Genomic DNA, 17,174 nt, shown 5'->3' on the forward strand with positions numbered 1-17,174 from the left:
CCGATACGTTAAACCACGTTGAGCCACGAGTGTTTCATCTTTAGACCTGCCTTTGCTTGAGAATAGGGAGTTAATTGACGTGCATCATTCGACGAATCCAGCTGATCCGTCGCACCTAGGGCAATCGGTAATCGGTTGGAGGGAGTGGGTTTCACTACCTGATTTGGCGATTCGACACGTGAAAGCAAAGATTGACACGGGCGCCAGGTCGTCATGTTTGCACGCATTCAATATCGAGGCATTTACTCGTGGTGGGATTTCGATGGTCCGTTTCGAAGTTCATCCGAACCAGCGATCGGAATTGCCTGTTATCGCTTGTGAAGCCCCCATTCACGATATCCGCCGGGTACGCAGCAGTAGCGGGATTGCGACGAAACGATTTGTCATTTTAACGAAAGTTCATTGGCTTGACGCGACTTGGGAAGTCGACTTGACTTTGGCCGATCGATCATTAATGGGATTCCGCATGTTGATTGGACGTGAAGCGGTTCGCGGACGCGTGTTGGTAGACCCCAGCCAATCGTATATTGGCGGACGACCTCGAAAGAAAAAAAAGAAAAACTGATGAAGCTTGGAATCCTCTCCTGCAGCCCCAATTGCTATAGCACACGCCGTTTGAGAGAGGCGGCCGAAGGACGGGGGCATGATGTCAAGGTGCTCAACACGTTGCGTTTTTCGATCGATCTGAAACAAGGCGAACCCGATCTCTATTTTCGATCCAAACTGCTGAGCGATTACGATGCGGTAATTCCCCGGATCGGTGCGTCGATTACCTATTATGGCACCGCAGTGGTCCGCCAATTCGAGCAAATGGACGTGTTTACGACCAATTCGTCTGCTGGAATTACCAATTCACGAGACAAACTTCGTTGTTTGCAAATATTGAGTCGGCATCATATCGGGATTCCTCAAACGGCCTTCGTTCGCGAAAAACGTGACGTGCTGCCAGCGATTGAGCGAGTTGGCGGGACGCCGATCATCATCAAATTGCTCGAAGGCACGCAAGGCGTTGGCGTCATTTTGGCTGAATCGGTAAAGACCGCCGAAGCGATTATCGAAACCTTGCAAAGCACACGGCAAAACGTACTGGTGCAAAAATTTGTTGCCGAAAGTCGTGGCCGCGATATTCGTGCCTTTGTCGTCGGTGATCGTGTGATCGCGGCGATGAGGCGTGTTGCCGAAGGTGGCGAATTTCGCAGTAACGTGCACCGTGGTGGACGAACCGAATCCGTGATTCTCGACGAAGAATACTGCGAGACCGCCGTTCGCTCCGCGCAAATCATGGGACTACGCGTTGCTGGCGTCGATATGCTCGAGGGCAAAGATGGACCGCAGGTGATGGAGGTCAATTCCTCGCCCGGACTTGAGGGCATTGAGAACTGTACCCAGCTCGATATCGCGGGAGCGATCGTGGATTATATTGCTGCTCAAGTTGATTTTTCGGAAATCGACGTGAGACAACGGTTGACGGTTAGCCGCGGTTATGGAGTGACCGAAATCCATATTCCCGAAGGCTCCGAAATTATCGGTAAAACGATTGATGAATCAGGATTGCACGAACGCGACATCAATGTGTTGACACTTTACCGTGGCACCACCGTGATCCCCAATCCACGCTTGAAACGGACGCTCGAACCAGGTGACCGACTGCTTTGCTTTGGAAAACTCGAGGCAATGCGGGGCATGATTCCCGAAAAAACACGACGCAAACGACGTCCAAAAGTCAAACAACTCGATACCGAAATTGGTGCGGAAGGAGTCGATCTTTGATCGGCCTCTCCCCCCCCCAGGATGACAACGAATGGCCAAACGTGAAAAAGCAACGATCGATCATTGGCAAGGACAAGAGGTTCCGATTGGGCAAAGTACCGATGTGAAGTTGGCCGTCAGCGAGAGCTATACCGGTATTTCACTGAAAATCCCAATCCGAATCATTCGCTCGCAAAACGAAGGACCGACCGTCTTTATCACCGCGGCATTGCATGGTGACGAACTAAACGGCACCGGCGCGATCCGGCAATTGCTTTGCGACGAAACGTTGTCGCTAAAGTGTGGCAATCTGATCCTGGTCCCCATTTTGAACCTATTGGCATTTGATCGCCATAGCCGCTATCTGCCCGATCGACGTGATTTGAATCGCTGCTTCCCCGGCTCTGAGTCAGGTTCGTTGGCATCTCGAATTGCTAGCCAGATATTTTCCGAGATCATTGGTCGTTCCGATTACGGCATCGATCTTCATACCGCGTCGGTACGACGGACCAACTATCCGAACGTGCGCGCCGACTTGAGAAACCCTGAAGCGAAACGGTTGGCGTTCAGCTTTGGCACCGAGGTGATCCTCGATGCTTCGGGACCGCTCGGCTCACTGCGCCGTGAAGCCTGTCATGTCGGTTGCCCGACAATCGTGCTCGAGGGTGGCGAAGTCTGGAAGGTCGAACCACGAATCGTCGAAACCGCCGTTCGAGGAATCAAGAACGTGCTGGTGAAACTGGAAATGATCGACGGCGAAATGGATCGACCCGAACGACAAGTTGTCATCACTCGGTCTCAATGGATTCGCGCCGATCGAGGTGGCTTTCTACAATTCCATGTGCACCCGGGGCAAATCGTCGAAACCAACCAACCGCTCGCAACCAATACCGATCTACTTGGACGCGAACAAAGTGTCTTGCTGGCACCCTATGAAGGGGTTGTGATAGGAATGACCACGCTGCCCGCGATTAGCCCCGGGGAACCGGTTTGTCACATCGGGAAATTCCAAAAATCGACCGCTGGAGAAGAATTGTTGGAATCACGTTCCGATTCCGACAATAGTCTCGAAGAACGATTGGTGGAACACTTGGCCTCCAACGTGATGGTTACCGAGCGAGAGCCGGAAGGCGACTCCCCCGCACAACCGTAGGACAGCGGGTTGTCGCTTCGCTCGACAAGCGAATAGCGCCTTCAGCCGGAAAACGCCTTCCGTCTGAGCAGGGGGGGGGAAATTGCTCCAAGCCAATCGATGGACGCGCTCAGCTCCGAGAGCTGAGCGACATCGCGGCGTTCACAACGTTAAGCCTTATTCATGTACGCTGCGACTTGGTCCCAATTGACCAACTTCCAAAACGCTTCGATGTATTCAGTGCGACGGTTTTGGTACTTCAAATAGTAAGCATGCTCCCACACATCCAATCCCAAAAGGGGAGTCATGCCCATCGAGAGGGGGCTATCTTGGTTGGGAGTGCTAAGCACTTTCAATCCCTCGCCGTCTTTGGCCAACCAAGCCCAACCGCTACCGAACTGAGTTGCCCCGGCGGTGCTAAACGCTGTCTTGAAGTTATCGAACGAGCCGAACGCCGAATCGATTGCTTCCGCTAATGCACCACTCGGCTTTGATTCGTCCGCGGATGGTTTCATGATCGTCCAAAATAGAGAGTGGTTTGCATGCCCACCGCCGTTGTTCCGGACCGATGTACGAGCCGATTCGGGTAATTGGTCCAAATTGGATAAAAGCTGATCAAGGGTCATCTTCGACAAAGTCGGGTCCGATTCGACGGCTGCATTCAATTTGTTAACGTAACCTTGATGATGCTTGGTATGGTGAATCGTCATCGTTTCGGTGTCGATGACCGGATTGAGAGCATCGTAAGCATACGGCAATGGGGGGAGCGAAAACGGAGCACTCGTGCCAAGCGCTTCCTGACCTACCGCTGTTTTCTCGGTCGATAATCCGAACGAAGCACTGGCGGCGATCGCCGACGAGGTCGCCAAAAAACCGCGGCGAGTAAAGAAGTTGTTCATCGTTGCCTTATCTTGTGTGAAAATGTCTTTTTTGGACATGGTTAAGCCTTAATCAGGTTGGTAATGGAAGCATACGAACTGTTGACATTGTAGCAAATCGTCAATCCGGCTGTAGGGCTATTCGCATTGTAAGACAATGGGTGTGATCAATAGGATGACACTCTGTGTGGTGTCGGGAGCGATGTTCCCCTCTACCAAACGGCGTCCCCAATTTCCTGTTTTTCGCGTAAGTTGTTTTCAGGAAAGACTTTAAGGTGATATATGTGCCGCGATTCTTGTTGGGGGCGAGCCCAAAGTTTCATGCGTTGTTTCATGGTATGGACTTAGCAACTTAGAACACCTGTCGCCAGCAAAGGCGACCTTCTGATCGGCAAGCATGCTGGTCGGAATGCACGTTTTCGCTTTCCAAGCACACACTCTACTCGAAGGACAATTCACGATGTTTAAGCTAGTAAAATGGGTCGCTGCTCCGGCGGTCGTTGCTGCCATGACGTTTGTATCCGATGCGCCAACCGCTGAAGCGGGTTACGGTAGCTTTGGTCGCGGCGGTGGCATCTCGATCAGCGTTGGGGGAGTCAGGGGAGTCAGCAGTTACCGCGGCGGCTACGGTTATGGCAGTGGTTACAGCAGCCCGTACAACCGATACCGAGCGGGACTTCATAGCGGGCAGGGGTATCACGGAGGGGGACACTATGGTGGTGGACAATTCCGCTATCACCCAACCGAGGTGATTCGGCACCGCAACCACTTCCATGTGCAACCGGGGCACTACGATTATTACCGCAGCCCAGGTTGTCGGTACTAGCACGTGCCCGCTCCGGTGGCGACTTGCACTCTAAAACACGGGTATGAAGAAGTCAGGCATGAAGTTGCTCGCGGAGCGACTTCATGCCACGGTGTAGCAATCCGGCGACCGCACCGGTTGATTTGTCAAGCGAAGCGGCAACTTCGCTGAGTTTCAAACCTTCGAGATAGTGCATTCGAACAGCATCGCGCTGTGTCTCGGGCAGCCGCTCGATCGCGGCTGCGATTTGCAGAAGATTTTCACCGAGTGCGACATTTTGACTCGGCGTTGGAACATCCCCAGCCAGAATCCCTTCGAGACGCATCGATGACTTCGCCAATCGCTGCTCGATCGACTGTTCTCTGCGAACGTCTCGTTTGTCGCGATGCATATCGCGATCAAGATGGGAAAGACATCTGGCCAATATCTGTCTCAGCCAGCCTCGGAATTCCGCATCACTTGATCCGCGAAACTGGTCAATGGCTTGGACCGCCTGCATCATGGTTTGCTGGACAATATCGGAAGCCCCGACTTTGGCTTGCAAGGCTCGTCGCATTTGAACGCGAGCCAACATTCGTAGATAGGGTTCATATTTGGCAATGATTGCGGGATCGCTAACGTCAATTGGATCGTTGTTGGAAATTGAATCGCTCATTTCGTCTCGTCACCTTGCTCCGAGTTTATTCCGAAAGGGGGCTGCCCCCCTGGACCACTACCCCTCTTATCCCTTTTCCGTCACGTCGGCAATCGCTTGACAAACGATCTTTCCCACATGCTCTAATTCTTCGTCGGTTGCAGCCAACGGCGGCATCACGATCACCACATCACCGAGCGGCCGAATCCAAACGCCCAAGTCGGTTGCCCGTTTGCACACTCTAGCTCCGACTAATTCCGCGGCGTCAAACGGCGTTTTCTTATCGCGGTCTTGGACGAGTTCGATGCCGACCATCATTCCGCGTCCGCGAATATCACCGACGTGTTGATTCTGATGGAGATTCGTAAACTCGCCACGAAGTTGCTGCGTCTTTGCTGCTAGAGCATGGATCAGATTGGTTTCTTCGAACAAGTCGATCGATGCAATTGCGGCGGCGGCGGCTAAGGGGTTGCCACCAAAGGTGTGGCCATGAAAAAACTGCTTCGATTCAGAAGTCTTTGCCAAGAAGGCTTCAAAAAGATGAGGGCGGGCAACCGTCGCTGCCATCGGCAGATAGCCGCCCGTTAAACCCTTCCCTAAGCACAAGATATCAGGCGTTACCGATTCATGCTCACAAGCAAATAATTTTCCCGTACGTCCAAACCCAGTCGCAACCTCGTCACAAATCAAAAGCACGTCGTAATCGTCGCAGAGCTTTCTCACTCGAGACAAGAAGCCGTGCGGATGCGTGATCATTCCCGCCGCACCTTGGACGAGCGGCTCCATGACAACGGCGGCGATTGTTTCGTGATGCCGTTTCAACAGCTGCTCGACTTCATCCGCATAGGCATCGCAAGCGGTTTCGGGTGTCACGCCGGGGGGCAAGCGATAACTGCATGGCAACGGCCCTCGAATCGGACGAAACACAATCGGAGCGAACAGTTGATGAAAATACTTAATGCCTCCGAGCGAAACCGCACCGGTTGTATCTCCATGATAGGCGAGTGACAGCGCCAAGTACTGAGTTTTATTCGGCCTCGGATGCTGTCGCTGATGCCAGTACTGGAGTGCCATTTTCAAGGCCGCTTCGACCGACGACGATCCATCACTACTAAAAAAGACGTGCCCCAGATCGCCGGGCGTGATCTCGACAATTTTCTCGGCCAATTTTTCGGTCACATCGGCGGACATGCCCAACGTGGTGATATGAGCGACGCGGTGCAACTGTTCTTCAATCGCAGCATTGATTTTGGGATGGCGGTGCCCGTGGACGTTGCACCACAAACTCGACACGCCATCAAATACTCGGTCGCCTGACGTCGTCGTTAACCAACACCCTTCCGCTTCGGCAATCACCAATTTTTCGTACTCCGACATTTGGGTGAAGCCCTGCCAATGAGCTGAACCGGTCAGTGTGTCGAATCGTGAGACATTCTTTTCGGGGTAGGCGGTTTGCGGAGACATAGTCCTAAGTGGGGTTTGCAGTGAAAGTCGCAATTTAGACGGTCGCTAGTACGTGCTTAGCCAGTTAGCTTATAAACGATTGCTGAATTTTCTTCTAGTGCTTTGTCACCGTATGATTTTAGGCTTGGCCGAATCGTGGCCGGGGCATCATGCCCCAGTATGCGGCGGCTGGAAGCCACAGCCACGAAAGATTCTTACCCTGATTCTTCGTTGAGACAAAGCTCGTCGGCGTCCCTTGAAAGAAACGCTTTGGCTCATTTACATTTCCTACTTTGACGCTCGCTTGGCCCACTGTTCGACGGTTCCTCTTAGCGAATTGCCATGGTTCTTCGCATCAAGGGCGGCACCGTTGGCGAAATATCTTTGTTGCAGCGCATCAATATCGGCGCGCAGTTTCGACAGATCGCTGGCGGGCCATTCAGAGGCTTGCGATTGTTCGATCCGCCGCAGCATCCACGCCGCTCCGGTCGGAGTCAATGTCTCTGGGATTGAGAATCCATTTGTTTCAGACGAAATCTGCGAGCCATCGCGTCGCGACCACCATGCAACCATTGCTGCAAGCAGCAGCAGCGTCAAGAAACCAACGCCCCACGCGAAACCCGATACGCCAGACGACTGGAAGCTCAGAGTCCGTTCGTCGACGGAAACAAGATCGTAATCGTCATAGGTGAAACGCGTGATGGAGGCTGGCTTGATCGATGCCGTTTCACCCTCTGGGACTGCCGAGGAAACCAACGTTGGAGCTGCGTTCTCTTGGAGGATGGGAAAGTCGAAGCGATCAGGTTTCGGGGTCGCAACGGAATTCTCTGGCTCAAAGGTCACCACCCATTTTCGCATTGTGCCGAGCCGAAACAAACCATCGGAATCAGGGTCCAAATTGGGCATCGATTCCTGATTGAATGCGTAACGGCTCTTTGCCGAGGCTGTTTTCTGCTCGGGTTGAGAACGGTAGGACTGATTGACAAGCATGGGTTCCGCAACCAATTGGGCAGCATCTGGTTTATAGCCAGGCAACGCGGTTTCTAATCCATCCAGTAACCGATCGACATCAGGCAACACGCCAGTTGCTCGAGCGACAATCTCGAGTTGGACCGGCTTCTCTTTGTTGCCTTCGGCAATCGCTCTAGCATCAAGTGTTTGCTCGATCACCAGATCGGCAACCGGACGTGCGACGGGCTCACTCGACGCATCGACCAGGACCGTATTCGATAAAATTGGCAACACAATCGGTCCGGTGGAATCGTTGAAGTGCATATCCATTTGGATCGCTGGCAAGCGGTCGACACTGGGGTCGGTGGCCCGCAAAACGATGTAGGCCATCGGTTTTTCCTGCCATCCTGTTTCGCCTTCCATTCGGATCGGCACCGCTGGATTCATCGGTTGAAAAAAGCCGATACCGAGCAGTTCGACTTTGCCGCCAAACGATTCTTCGATGCTTTTGCGCAATCGTTCTTGATAGTTGATTCTCTTGTATTGACCGGCACTGAACTCGGCAAAGCTGTCCATCAAATAGCGTGCAAAACCGCCTGACGAACGATCGATCGATGCCGTGTGTTGCAAGGTTAGAATGGCCCCAAATGGCTCGGTCCCGACACAGTCGCTACCATCGATCGCCAGCCGAAGATGAATCTCATCTTTGACCAATTCGTTGTATAGATTGAGCGTCCGTTGGATGGGGGCACCCGCTGGGTGATCGCCAACGACACGAGCTGCTGCTTGCAGGAGTCGCGGCTTAACCTCGGGTTTGGTTTGCGGCAATCCGGCCATGACGTTGCGAGCGAACTCGCCGATGTGATAATTCGATTGCTGAGGTGACATTTTCAAAAAGTCAGCACGAATACGATCGATTTGGTCAGCATTCTCAAGTCCCTCGGTCATCAAGTCTTCAAGGGTTAAGGCTCCCAAATCACTCGCTCCGAGGGCCAGGCTGAACCAGACGTTGTAGATTTGCATATTGGGACGAACGCGGCCATCGGCAAGCGCATTTCGGTAGCGTGACGTGGCATCGGCAAATGACCCAAAAACCAATTTCCGTGCTGCATGATACGCCGCCGCATCTTGTTCTCGCTCACCACGGAATTGCATCCGGTCAAAGCGAAGGGCCGCCTTCAGAATTGCAGATTGCCAAGCGTCCTGTTCATTTTCGCTGTTGGCGACCGCGGTATCGGCTAACGCCGTGGCGAGGTCGTATCCATCTTCGACAATCTTTCTTAATTCGGACTCCGTGCGTTCGAAACCTGCGTCTTCCTGAGCTTTGCGACTCCGCCAATCGCCGCTGAGTCCTTGCTGCATCGTCGACGCAAGCCGTACAGCAACGGGGGCGCTGATTTGGTCAATTGGCCCAAGGATCTTTTGGATGGTTTCACGTTCATAGGCTTGTGTGGGTCCATAGCAAGCCGTCAGCGCCGTCACGACACCTGGAAGTCGCCGACCATCGATACCGATGGAAGCAAGCACATCAAGCAGCTCTGACAAGCGGTCCAAGTTGCGTTGTTGCCAACCGCGAGTGACTGGCGTCGAAGGTCGTACCGAGCGACTGTAGGAATAGAAGAACGCATTGTTCGTTGGCCGTCGGCTCATCCTAGCTTGCATCCGCTTGACCCACAGATCCAAAAAGCTATTGGCCAACTCTTCACTCATCGCTGGCTGACGTTTAACGCCTTGTTCTAACAGTTCGATCGCAAGATCGGTTTCGTCTGCAATCAATGCGACTCCGATGAATGCGTTGTAGGCGCGTCCAACCAAACTAGGCTCAATTTTTTGCCGCCACGCTTCATTGGGCATCGACCGCAGGAGTAGCGCCGCCACTTCGGAAACACCATTCTTTTGGGCATCTGTCTTGATCGCGTCTTCGGCGCGAGAAAGCAGACCGATTGTTAGCATCCGTAACGGAATGGTAAGCTGATCTAGTTGTAGATTGCGTTGTTCGAGCAACGTATCGACGGCTTCTTTCATTGTTAAAATTGCTTGAGCACGTACCGCTTCCGACAACTTTTCGTCTTCCAGTTTTAGGGCTTTCAGCGCAACCGCTTGCAACCCGGCAGGAGCGAGCGATGGGTTGGCAAACAAACTGCGCAGCCAGGTTAGTCCAGGTCCCGGAGGCACACGTGGTAACAGGTCGACCGCTTGATTGAGGCACTCGCTTCGAACGGACGATTCGGCTTCCTCGAGCAGTGCGATTTCGCCCAATAACGACCAAGCGGTTTCGACCATCCGGTCACTTTCGGCACCAGTTGTTTCGCTTGAGCGGGCCATTTGGTATTCGGCGTGGCCAAGCATCACGGCTGCGTTCTTTTCATTTCGGGCGGTTTCCAGCGATGGCATAAATTCGAATGCCTCGATCGGCAATCCCGCCGCCAACAACAACCGCACGGTACGATCACGCTGAGCATCCGTTTTTGTTCCAAACCAAGTCGTTCCTTCGCGAAATCGCTCGACCAATGGACGGGTGCTCGTCTTTTTTGCCGACGCCTTCAAGAGACCAGCCAACGCATCAACCTGCCAATCGGTTGGCTCGGCGGGCGCGGCTTCGGACAGCCCCAAAACGTCTTCGGGGATCAGTTCTGACTCAAGGTGATTTGTGCCTTGGATCAGAGCCGAATACATGCCTTCGGCCTCGCTGCCAGCGCGCAAAATCAAGAGGGCTTTGACGGCATCCCACTCGCCCGCCATCGCGTGCCGGTGAAACCAATTGACGATTTCCGCGTCATCCGCATCCTCCGCAGGTAATGATGCCATCTCCAAGCCAATCTCCGCGCGAGCACGAAGGACCGCTTCGGGGCGTCTGACAAAATTGAACCCTCGCATCGCTCGGACAAGTTGTCGGCGACGGGTGCTTGACGACTGCGGTTTGACACCGTCCAGCATCCAAGGGTTCAAGTCAATGCCGAGATCTTTGTAGTAGGCGACCATCGCACGTCGTTCATTTTCCGGAAGCGTTTTAAGCGTGTCAATGATCTGCTGCGTGTCGGCATCCGGTTTGGAAACGGGCTTACTTCCAGCGGGACTCGATGTCGCTGGATTCGTTTGTACCGTCTCCGTCTCCGCCTCCTTGGACTCCTCGGACGACGCAGCCATTCCCGCCTCCTTCACGACGATTTGTTCCGCCTTGATCGTCTGCGTCGCCCCATTTTGCACAACGACACGAATGCCTTTGGGCATTGGTGGGTTTTGAGCGGTGGCCGCAGATTGAGACACAATGCACATCGACAAACATGCCGCCGCCAATAGCGTAGCGGTGCGGTTGGTAGTCACTGAATGGATAGATTGATTCATAATTAAGCGGTTGGTGGCAATTGGGTTTTGACTGCGAACGTTCCTGACGAATGAATGGAATGGAATGGGCGTCACCATCCGGATCCCATAGGGCCAGCCATTCCGGCTCCATTCATGGGGGGGCCTTCTGTATTGGGTGGACCTTTTCCAGGGTTGTTTCCTGGCTTGCCCTCCCCGGGGGCACCGTCACCGGGACGACGAGCAAGCGGTGCGGTTCGAGGCAGCGGGACTCCTTCGAGTTGATCAGAAACACTTTGTTCAAGGTTAAGGACCTGTTCGAGATTGCGTTGCATTTGCGAACCGCGATCGAGCGAAGGCAATGCGACCAAATTCGCATCCGACGGCGAGGCTTCGGATGACGCCAGGTATCGGTAGTGCTGGCGTGCCGCATCGGAAACCGGCCGCCATACCTCGGGCGGCCGACCTTCTTCACGAAGCAATCTTGCGCCGACGTACTGAGCTGCCGCCAACTCCTCGCGAATTGCATCGGTCGGCAACGTATGCCCAGTCGGGGACGTATGCCCAGTCGGCTTCGTTCGACCGTTCATCGTCCGTTCCACCATGCGAAGCTCTAGCAGTGCTTGGAGTTGCTCGATACCGTTAAACACTTGGCCCGCACGAACCATCGCCCGCGCTTCGGCCCAACGAAGTGACTCCAGTAGCTGTCGGTCCGTCGCGGGTATTTCGATTCCACGACTGCTCGTTGAGGAGGCTTCTTTCAAAAGCGTTTCGGTTGCCTGTCCATATAGGTCGGCTGCTTGTTGCCAAAGATCGCCCGCTCGGTCGTAGGCCGCATCTTGCCGAGCGGTCGCATCCACCACGGATCGAGCCAGTGGATGGTCGCTCTGGGTCTGCCAATCGATACCTGCGGCAAACGACGCACGCCGAGCATCAAGCAAATCCAAGTGCAGCTCATAGGCCGCTTCTTGAGCAGCGGTCGCCGATGCCGATTGCGCTTGCGCCTTTCGGATCAACGTAGCTGCTTTGTCTCGAGCCAACCAGGTTTGGCCAGGACCATAATGGTAGGCCAACACAAACACCGGCAGAACAAGCCATAGTAACCAAAGTAGCGAGCGACGCATTAAATTGCCTCTCCTGGAAATTCGACTCGTCCATGACTCGGATGGCGACTGGATTTTGACAAACCCCACAAAGAGAGTGCTGGCAACAACATCGCTAACAACAGAGCTCCGAAACAAAACGCGACAACCGCCGCTTCACGGAGCCCCACACGATCGGACACTCGTGGTTGGATGATCGACAACCGACTCAATAATTCACTTGGCAAATGTCGAGTATTGGCATCAAAGTAGGTTCCTCTCAGTTGGCTGGCCAACTCCCGCAGCGACTGCGAATCCTGTCGTGACGGATGCCCCGCAATCGTTATGGCCTGGGCGGTTTGACCAAGACCAATCACCAAGCAATCGGAAATGGATGGTGGGATCGCACGAATGGGGGTCTTATCGGTACTGTCGCCATCGCTAAGCACGACCAACAACGTCGAGCCGGCAGGCCATTGGCGGGCATAGTCGATCGCCTCGGCAATACTCGTCGATAGCTGGGTAGGCCCCGGTTCAAAAGCGCTAAACACCGGCAAACCATCAAACAAATTCTGCACGACCGCTTTGTCGAAGGTCTGCTCGACAATTGGAACGGCTCTTGTGTAGACGCCGAATACCGTAATGCGTGTGTTTTCGGCGTCCAAACGATCCAGTACCGCTTGCATGACTTCACCACCGCGCACAATACGCTGCTGCTGTTGATTCGAATCGATTTTTCGCACCCCCGCATCCTTTAGAAACATGCTCGGTGAGGAGTCCAGGCAAACCAATACATGTTTGGAGGCCTCCGGTGCTGGTTCGAGATCCGCAAAGCTTGAAGGCAGCAGCAACAGAATCATCGATCCCCAAGCCATCATTCCCATCGACAGGACTCGCAAGAGTGGCACAACACGAGCCCAGGCAGCAGGACGCCGTGTTGGCCCGAATGCCAATCGTGCCACACGTTCGATCCGCCGCAACTGCAACCATTCAGCCATCGAGACGACAGCGACAACGACCAATGCGGCTACCGCTGCGGTCGTTAAGGGATTGTCTACCATGGTGTGTACCTCCACTTCAACAAGCTTATGGCATAAAGCAACAACCCGATTGCGGCGATGAAAACGAACGGTTCAAAGTAGTCGACCGGCACCGATGCGGTCGGTTGAAAACGTGCTGGCTGCATTTGGTCAATGTGGCTGAAGATCATCCGCAAACCATCCGAATTCGTCGCCAAAAAAGCGTCGCCGCCCGTTTCGCGGGCAATGGTAGACACTGCCGATGGGATCGCGTCGTTACCGATATGAATGTGATACATCGTGATCCCAACGTCATTCAATTGCCGAGAAACGTCGTCAATCTGCTCTTGGCCATTTAAGTCGCTACTCATTCCGTCCGACACCAAGATCAACAGCCGATCGGTCGGCGCGGGCTTGGCAAAACCAGTCGTGGCTCCACTGCTTTTCATCGAAGCTGGTCGAAACAATTGCTCTGCCGCTTGTTGTTGCTTCCATTGGTCAGCGTTTTGTGGGCCTTCATTGACGCCGTCGAGACGCATCCCCTCGCGTTGCATATTTCCCGCGCAGTACTGAAGTGCCGAGCCGATCATCGTTCCTCCCATCCCTGTTGGTTGGTTCCTAGGATTGGCAAAGGATAGTGCATTGCGAATCGCCTGAAGATCTTTTGTCAAAGGAACCCATCGCATTGGCCATGACCCAAAAAGTGTCAAGCCCATTGCGTCACCTTCTCGGGCATGGGTAAACGACTCGATCGCATCGGCTGCGACCTCGTACCGACTCTGACCTTCGAGGCTGATCCCCATGCTACCCGAAACATCCATGCAAACGGTGATGTGGGTTGCCACTCGATCTTGCTCCGGTACTCGCAGCACTTGTGGTCGCGCAATCAACACCACCGCAACCGCCATCAACAATGCCGGAAACAACTCGGATCCACGAAGTAGCATCGCCAACCAAGGACGTGAGGTATGCGTTTGATGATCAAACGGCATCCGCAATCCTAAGCTTTGACGACGGATCGACCAAAAGCCGAGTGCAAGCGGGATGGCCAAGAGCATCAAATAATTTGGATGGGCAAACGTCAAACCGCACCTCCAAGAGCTTCGCTCTCTTGATAAGGAGCTAACAAACTTTCGATCGCATCCGCATCCAAATCGATACGAGCCGATTCGTCCGCATGGAGCCATCCCTCTAAGGTTCTCAGCAAGTGCCCCGCTTCGTGGTGACGACGCAGTACGGGCAAAGCACCGACAACCGAATCAGAAAGTCCCAACCGCTGCCGCCAATACGCATACAACAATAGTTCCAACTGACCTTGCTGCTGAACGGTCAATTCACCTCGGCTAGCCTGTTGGATAAGCGGGCGAAGTCGATCGGAGAGGGTCGGTTTGTATTGCACGATCGATGGCGACTCCGGTCGACGTGACCACCATCGGGAAAGAACCCATACGACAGGAACGCAAGCCCACAAGAGAGCGAACGTCAGCAAGATCGCGCGGTAGCCACGGGGTGCCCGCAAAATAGGATCGTCGATCTCATACAGACTCGTCCCACGATCAGGCGGCAAATCAGATACCACCTTCACCGGCATCGTGGGCAAAGCGTCGGCGTCAGTCAGTGGCGAGCCGTCGTGTTTTACGACCAAGCGTGACAAATCGTAGTCGCCTGCCACAGTCCCGAAAAACCAAAGTGTGTAATCATGTGGTTGATCAGGTTGACGATCGCGATTGAGTGGATCCACTCGTTCAACGCGAACGAGGACTTCCGCGTCCATTTTTTGATTCGGCATCGCTTGCAACGTGCCACTAGGATGCGAAAACGCCAGTCGTCCTGTTAGCCCACGCTTGACGGTCAGGAGTGCATCGTCAGCCGCGATTGCATCCGCAGGGGGAATCGTCAATAGAATCGCCAACAGGATGTGCAATCGAACGAACCAACGAATTAGCAAACGGCATCTCATCGTTGGCCTCGCATTCGCGTCGCGCGAGTCGATAAGAATTGTCTAAGTGGCGAGATCATCGGTCGGTTTGTCAGCAGTTTTAGATAGCTAACATCTGCACCTGCTAAGTCTCGTTCGATCGTGCAATCTTGACGCCATCGTTGTCGCCCGTCACCCAAGAAACCTTGTCCCGATTCCGCTTCGCCGCCACGGAAGTATCCGCCGTCCAGGCCGCCACGTTCTGCGGGATCTTCCAAATGCAGTACCACAACGTCATGTTGATGGCCCAGTTGCCGCAGCGCAAAAATCGCATCGGGATCATGCAAATCACTAAACACAAACAACAAACTGCGCCGGCTCAATTGGGCTGACAAGGCATTCAAACGCTCGCCAAGTTCGGTGGATTCATGGATGTCGTGGGCTCGCAGTGGTTCGAGATCTCGCCACAACTTGTCAGGAGATAAACTAGGGGAACGATCTTGTTGGGAACGGCCGTGACGTGCTCCCGCGCTCAGCACGCAAACAGGACTCAAACGCCGCACGGCGACCAATCCAATCGCTGCTGCCGCCCAAACCGCCAAAGCGTGTTTGCTCAAAGAGGTAGAAGAAACGCTCATCGAACCTGACGTATCGACGATCAAATAGATGGCGACTCGCTTGAGTGTCTCGTGTTGTTTGATGTATGCCACGGGCATTCGGGCGCTTAGCTTCCAATCAATTTGGCGAACCGGGTCACCCGGTTCATACGGTCGCGATTGAGCATACTCTAACCCCGACCCAACAAACAGCGAATCGTCTGTCCCAAACGCAATGTCATCCGCGATTCGACGCACCACCAACTCGAAGTTAGCTCGCGACAAAATGTCAGGGTTAGGAAGCGATTGGTTCAAGTAATTCGATGAATTCATGCAATTGGCATTCGAGTATTATCCGTGGCACAGGCTTCTAGCCTGTGATTTTCTCCTTCCAGGCTTCAAGCCTATGATTTTCTCCATCCAGGCTTCAATCCTATGATTTTCTCCATCCAGGCTTCAAACCTGTGATTTTCTCCATCCAGGCTTCAAGCCTATGATTTTCTCCATCCAGGCTTCAAGCCTATGATTTTCTCCATCCAGGCTTTAAGCCTATGATTTTCTCTTCACAGGCTAGAAGCCTGTGCCACGTGTTTCTACAGCATCTCGCCGAGTAATTGATCGAGCACGGATTGTGGCGTTCGCCCGTCGGCGATTGCTTCATAGCTAAGTCTTACCCGGTGTAAAATCACATCTTCCGCTAACGTGAACAGATCCTCTGGAATCACATAGCTGCGACCGTAGATAAACGCTCGTGCTCTGGAAGCGTTCACGAGACTCAGTGCGGCCCTCGGGCTACAGCCGAGCACAATGTCTTTGTGAGACCGCGTTGCGCCCACTAACTTGATGCAATCGTCAACAAAAACGTCGCTGACGTGAACCGTTTGAACCTCGGTCATCGCTTCGGTCAAATCCCTGACACTTAGCGTATGCTCGTCTCCAATCGCATCAAACATTGACTGCGGAACCGCACCGTCACCTTGCCGCTCGAGCTTTAGTTTTAACGCCCGCTTGACCACTTCGGTTTCTTCGCTCGGCGTTGGATATCGCAAGCGGTGGCACATCATGAATCGATCCAATTGTGCTTCAGGTAACTCAAACGTCCCTGCCTGCTCGACCGGATTTTGGGTAGCGATGACTAAAAAGGGCGCAGGCAATGCGTGCGTCTCATCCCCGATTGACACTCGACGTTCCTGCATCGCTTCGAGCAAAGCGGACTGTACTTTTGGTGAGGCACGGTTGATTTCATCGGCCAATAACAAGTTGGTAAAAACCGGTCCCTTATGGATATGGAACTGGCCCGATTTCTGGTCCAAAATCTCGGAACCCAAAATGTCGGATGGCAACAAGTCGATCGTGAATTGAACGCGTTTAAACTGTAAATCGATCGCTTTGCCGACCGCTTGCACCAACAAGGTCTTGGCAATTCCCGGAACGCCTTCGAGCAACAGGTGGCCACCTGTTAATAACGCAATCAAAACGCGTTCAACCACTTCACTTTGTCCGACCACCGTATGGCCCACTTGCTCGATCACTGAGCGTGCGAACGGCGCACTCGCGGGCGATTCGTCTGGTGCCCATTCACTTGATACACGTTCGTTCGATAGAGCAGGGCTAGAATTAGGTGCTGGCTTGGCGGAGGTGTCTGTCATGTTGGAAACTGTTAT

The 17,174-nt window shown here is 53.7% G+C and carries 14 protein-coding genes; 4 read left to right on the top strand and 10 right to left on the bottom strand.

What is annotated here, in order from left to right; all coding sequences use genetic code 11:
• Window positions 1-79 precede the first annotated feature (79 nt).
• From Q31b_RS04195 to Q31b_RS04205, 3 genes are read left to right on the top strand one after another with little or no spacing between them, the layout of a single operon-like run.
• Window positions 80-565, top strand: coding sequence for an ATP-dependent zinc protease family protein (locus tag Q31b_RS04195; RefSeq protein WP_197170888.1), 486 nt, complete (start codon window positions 80-82; stop codon window positions 563-565).
• Window positions 565-1,770: a RimK family alpha-L-glutamate ligase gene (locus tag Q31b_RS04200; RefSeq protein ID WP_146598357.1), complete on the top strand. Its 1,206-nt coding sequence runs from the start codon at window positions 565-567 to the stop codon at window positions 1,768-1,770. Before Q31b_RS04195 ends, Q31b_RS04200 begins: the two co-directional genes overlap by 1 nt.
• 31 nt (window positions 1,771-1,801) lie before the next feature.
• Window positions 1,802-2,902: a succinylglutamate desuccinylase/aspartoacylase family protein gene (locus tag Q31b_RS04205; protein ID WP_146598358.1), complete on the top strand. Its 1,101-nt coding sequence runs from the start codon at window positions 1,802-1,804 to the stop codon at window positions 2,900-2,902.
• Window positions 2,903-3,051: 149 nt separating this feature from the next.
• Here Q31b_RS04205 and Q31b_RS04210 read toward each other — a convergent pair whose 3' ends face one another.
• Entirely contained in the window at window positions 3,052-3,819 is a 768-nt protein-coding gene (locus Q31b_RS04210; protein ID WP_449289926.1) for a superoxide dismutase, read from the bottom strand.
• A 400-nt stretch (window positions 3,820-4,219) separates the two neighbouring features.
• On the opposite strand from Q31b_RS04210, the gene Q31b_RS04215 reads away from it, so the two are divergent.
• Complete coding sequence (locus Q31b_RS04215; RefSeq protein WP_146598359.1) at window positions 4,220-4,585, top strand: hypothetical protein; 366 nt, start codon at window positions 4,220-4,222, stop codon at window positions 4,583-4,585.
• Between the two features lie 52 nt (window positions 4,586-4,637).
• Here the strand turns inward: Q31b_RS04215 and Q31b_RS04220 are convergent, their stop codons facing one another.
• The 9 genes from Q31b_RS04220 to Q31b_RS04260 all read right to left on the bottom strand — a co-directional run bounded on the left by Q31b_RS04220 (window position 4,638) and on the right by Q31b_RS04260 (window position 17,159).
• Window positions 4,638-5,219 (bottom strand): sigma-70 family RNA polymerase sigma factor, encoded by a 582-nt coding sequence (locus Q31b_RS04220; RefSeq protein WP_146598360.1) that lies wholly within the window; start codon window positions 5,217-5,219, stop codon window positions 4,638-4,640.
• A 66-nt stretch (window positions 5,220-5,285) separates the two neighbouring features.
• Window positions 5,286-6,662, bottom strand: a complete 1,377-nt coding sequence (gene bioA / locus Q31b_RS04225) for an adenosylmethionine--8-amino-7-oxononanoate transaminase (protein ID WP_146598361.1) — start codon at window positions 6,660-6,662, stop codon at window positions 5,286-5,288.
• A 267-nt stretch (window positions 6,663-6,929) separates the two neighbouring features.
• Window positions 6,930-10,916: a hypothetical protein gene (locus Q31b_RS04230; RefSeq protein ID WP_146598362.1), complete on the bottom strand. Its 3,987-nt coding sequence runs from the start codon at window positions 10,914-10,916 to the stop codon at window positions 6,930-6,932.
• 92 nt (window positions 10,917-11,008) lie between these two features.
• Window positions 11,009-12,019: a hypothetical protein gene (locus Q31b_RS04235; RefSeq protein ID WP_146598363.1), complete on the bottom strand. Its 1,011-nt coding sequence runs from the start codon at window positions 12,017-12,019 to the stop codon at window positions 11,009-11,011.
• Window positions 12,019-13,038: a vWA domain-containing protein gene (locus Q31b_RS04240; protein ID WP_146598364.1), complete on the bottom strand. Its 1,020-nt coding sequence runs from the start codon at window positions 13,036-13,038 to the stop codon at window positions 12,019-12,021. The genes Q31b_RS04235 and Q31b_RS04240 overlap by 1 nt, the downstream gene beginning before the upstream one ends.
• Complete coding sequence (locus tag Q31b_RS04245; protein WP_197170890.1) at window positions 13,032-13,988, bottom strand: vWA domain-containing protein; 957 nt, start codon at window positions 13,986-13,988, stop codon at window positions 13,032-13,034. The genes Q31b_RS04240 and Q31b_RS04245 overlap by 7 nt, the downstream gene beginning before the upstream one ends.
• Before the next feature lie 89 nt (window positions 13,989-14,077).
• On the bottom strand, window positions 14,078-14,956 hold the full coding sequence (locus Q31b_RS04250) for a hypothetical protein (protein ID WP_146598366.1): 879 nt from the start codon (window positions 14,954-14,956) through the stop codon (window positions 14,078-14,080).
• Window positions 14,953-15,843 (bottom strand): DUF58 domain-containing protein, encoded by an 891-nt coding sequence (locus tag Q31b_RS04255; protein WP_146598367.1) that lies wholly within the window; start codon window positions 15,841-15,843, stop codon window positions 14,953-14,955. Before Q31b_RS04255 ends, Q31b_RS04250 begins: the two co-directional genes overlap by 4 nt.
• Before the next feature lie 260 nt (window positions 15,844-16,103).
• Entirely contained in the window at window positions 16,104-17,159 is a 1,056-nt protein-coding gene (locus Q31b_RS04260) for an AAA family ATPase (protein ID WP_146598368.1), read from the bottom strand.
• Window positions 17,160-17,174 lie beyond the last annotated feature (15 nt).

The sequence above is a fragment of the Novipirellula aureliae genome (assembly GCF_007860185.1).
GTDB classification, from domain to species: domain Bacteria; phylum Planctomycetota; class Planctomycetia; order Pirellulales; family Pirellulaceae; genus Novipirellula_A; species Novipirellula_A aureliae.